Genomic DNA, 2,346 nt, shown 5'->3' with positions numbered 1-2,346 from the left:
GGCTGCCCTTCCCCTATACCCATGTCCGTATCCTGACCAGCGAGGGCGCGATCGGGTTTCGGGAATGCGGGGTCGATGAGGTGGGTGAGATCTGCATCTCGAACCCCGGGGTGTTCGAAGGGTCCACCTATACCGAGGTTGACAAGAATCGTGAACTGTTCGCCGAGGGCCGGTTCCTGCGCACCGGCGATCTGGGCCGGATTGATGCGGATGGCTATCTGTTCATCACCGGCAGGGCGAAGGATCTGATCATCCGGGGCGGTCACAACATCGACCCCGCGATCATCGAAGAGGCGTTGATGGGGCACCCGGCGGTTGGCTTTGTCGGCGCGATCGGCCAACCCGATGCCCATGCTGGTGAGCTGCCGATTGCCTATGTGGAACTGGTCAAGGGGGCCACGGCCTCGGTCGATGATCTGATGGCCTATGCCACCAAGCACATCCACGAACGTGCCGCCCTGCCGAAGTATATCGAGGTCTTGCCCGAACTGCCGAAAACCGCTGTCGGCAAGGTGTTCAAGCCCGATCTGCGGCGCATGGCGATCATCCGCACCTATGACGCGGCCCTGGCCGAGGCCGGGGTACCGGCGCGCGTGCTGTCAGTGGTCGAGGACAAGAAGCGCGGTCTTGTCGCCCAGTTGGAGAAATCCGCCCCTGTCGCCGACGAAGCCGTGGCGGGCATCCTGGGCCAGTTCAACAATCCCTGGGAGTGGGCTGCGTAAACTCGCAACGGTTGCGGGTCTTTCACTGCGTGACAGCAAGTTTCATTTGCCTGAATCGCCTTGAGGGGTGAAAACCCTGCATGACACGAAAGTTTGGGATGTTTTGAAATGAAACTACGGATGGGAATCGCGGCCGCCTTGGTGGCGGGGACGGTCGGGGGCGCGTCGGCGCAACAGTCGGAAGTGCTGTTTTCACACAAGCACTGGCAGGTTGAGGTTGTGGGCTGGGATGACGGGTCGGTCGGCTGCGTGGCGCAGGTCTCGGCCCCGGGCGAAAGCTTCTCGGTCTGGACCTTCCCGGATGGGGCGGTGCAGTTGCAGTTCTACTCGACCGCCTGGCAATTCGGCGAAGGCGACACGGCCGATCTGGAGGTGCAGATCGACCGCCGCGCGCCTTGGAACCTGACCAATGCGGAGCTGTACCAGAACTCGGTGCTGTTCTACCTGCCGGACGACAAGGCTGGTGTGAACTTCATCATCGAAGTGGCGCGCGGCAACCGGCTTTACCTGCGGTCGGCGGATGGGTCGGATGTGCAGAACTATTCGCTGGCCGGATCGCGCGCCTCGATCGATGCGCTGATCGAATGCGGCGACGTCATCGGGCGGGCTCCGAACCCGTTCAACTAGGGTTCAAAGCTGGTCGGTGTCCATCCAGATGGTCACCGGCCCGTCATTTGTCAGGCTGACTGCCATGTCCGCCCCGAACCGGCCATTCGCCACCGGCACGCCTTCGGCCTGCAGACAGGTGCTGAAATGCCGGTACAGCCGTTCCCCCAGATCGGGCGGCGCTGCGGTGGAGAACCCCGGCCGGTTGCCGCGCAGATCGGCGGCAAGGGTGAACTGGCTGACCACCAGCGCGGCCCCGCCGATATCTTTCACCGACAGGTTCATCTTGCCCTGATCGTCCTTGAAGACCCGCAGTTTGGCGACCTTTGCCGCCAGCTTTGCCGCGACAGCCTCGGTATCCCCGGACATCGCGCAGACGAGGATCAGGTAGCCCTGCCCCACCTCGCCGATCAGCTCGCCCGCCACCCGCACCTCAGCCCGGCTGACGCGTTGCAGGACCGCCCTCACAGCTCATGCGCCCAAGGCGGGTTCGCGCCCGCACGCGACACGGTGACGGCAGCGGCGCGGCTGCCAAGGCTGAGCGCCGCGTCAAGGGCAGCATCGGACAGGCTGGCCACACCGGCTTTGGTCAGCACCCCTGCAGCCTCCAGCGCGGCCAGAACCCCGGCGTTGAAGGTATCGCCCGCGCCGACGGTATCGACGACCGTAACCCGTTGCGATGCCACCGATCTTTCCTGCGTTGCCGTCACTGCCCGCGCGCCCTTGGCCCCTTCGGTGATGAAGACAACCTTCGGCCCCTTGGCCAGAACCCCCCGCGCCAGTGCGGTCAGATCGCCCGGGCCTTCCAGCCAGTGCAGGTCTTCATCCGACAGTTTGACAATGTCCGCCCGCCCGATCATCCGGTCAATCCGGGAACGGTACTCTGTTTCTTTCCCTGCAATGAAGCCCGGTCGAATGTTGGGGTCGATCATCGTCACACGTGCCGCACATTCCCGGGCCTGCAGCGCCTCATAGCTGCTGGCCGCGGGGTCGTTCACCAGGCTTATCCCGCCGAAGA

The 2,346-nt window shown here is 64.1% G+C and carries 4 protein-coding genes; 2 read left to right on the top strand and 2 right to left on the bottom strand.

The annotated features are described in order from the left end of the window. Together RMO18_RS19290 and RMO18_RS19285 are read left to right on the top strand one after the other, a co-directional pair. Window positions 1-722 (top strand): AMP-binding enzyme (locus tag RMO18_RS19290; RefSeq protein WP_309668135.1); only part of this gene is annotated, 722 nt, incomplete at its 5' end. 108 nt (window positions 723-830) lie between these two features. Then, window positions 831-1,349: a hypothetical protein gene (locus RMO18_RS19285; protein ID WP_309668134.1), complete on the top strand. Its 519-nt coding sequence runs from the start codon at window positions 831-833 to the stop codon at window positions 1,347-1,349. A 3-nt stretch (window positions 1,350-1,352) separates the two neighbouring features. On the opposite strand, the gene dtd is transcribed toward RMO18_RS19285, so the two are convergent. Both dtd and RMO18_RS19275 read right to left on the bottom strand, forming a co-directional pair. Continuing rightward, a complete protein-coding gene (gene dtd / locus RMO18_RS19280; RefSeq protein WP_309668133.1) occupies window positions 1,353-1,796 on the bottom strand; it encodes a D-aminoacyl-tRNA deacylase in 444 nt (147 codons plus the stop codon). Continuing rightward, the coding region (locus RMO18_RS19275) for a PfkB family carbohydrate kinase (RefSeq protein WP_309668132.1) at window positions 1,793-2,346 on the bottom strand (554 nt) is incomplete at its 5' end. The genes dtd and RMO18_RS19275, both read right to left, overlap by 4 nt.

It is taken from the genome of Tabrizicola sp. (assembly GCF_031377265.1).
Classification (GTDB): Bacteria; Pseudomonadota; Alphaproteobacteria; order Rhodobacterales; family Rhodobacteraceae; genus JAUYQR01.
Note: the sequence above shows the minus strand (reverse complement) of the source record. Positions and strands in the feature narration are given on the sequence as shown.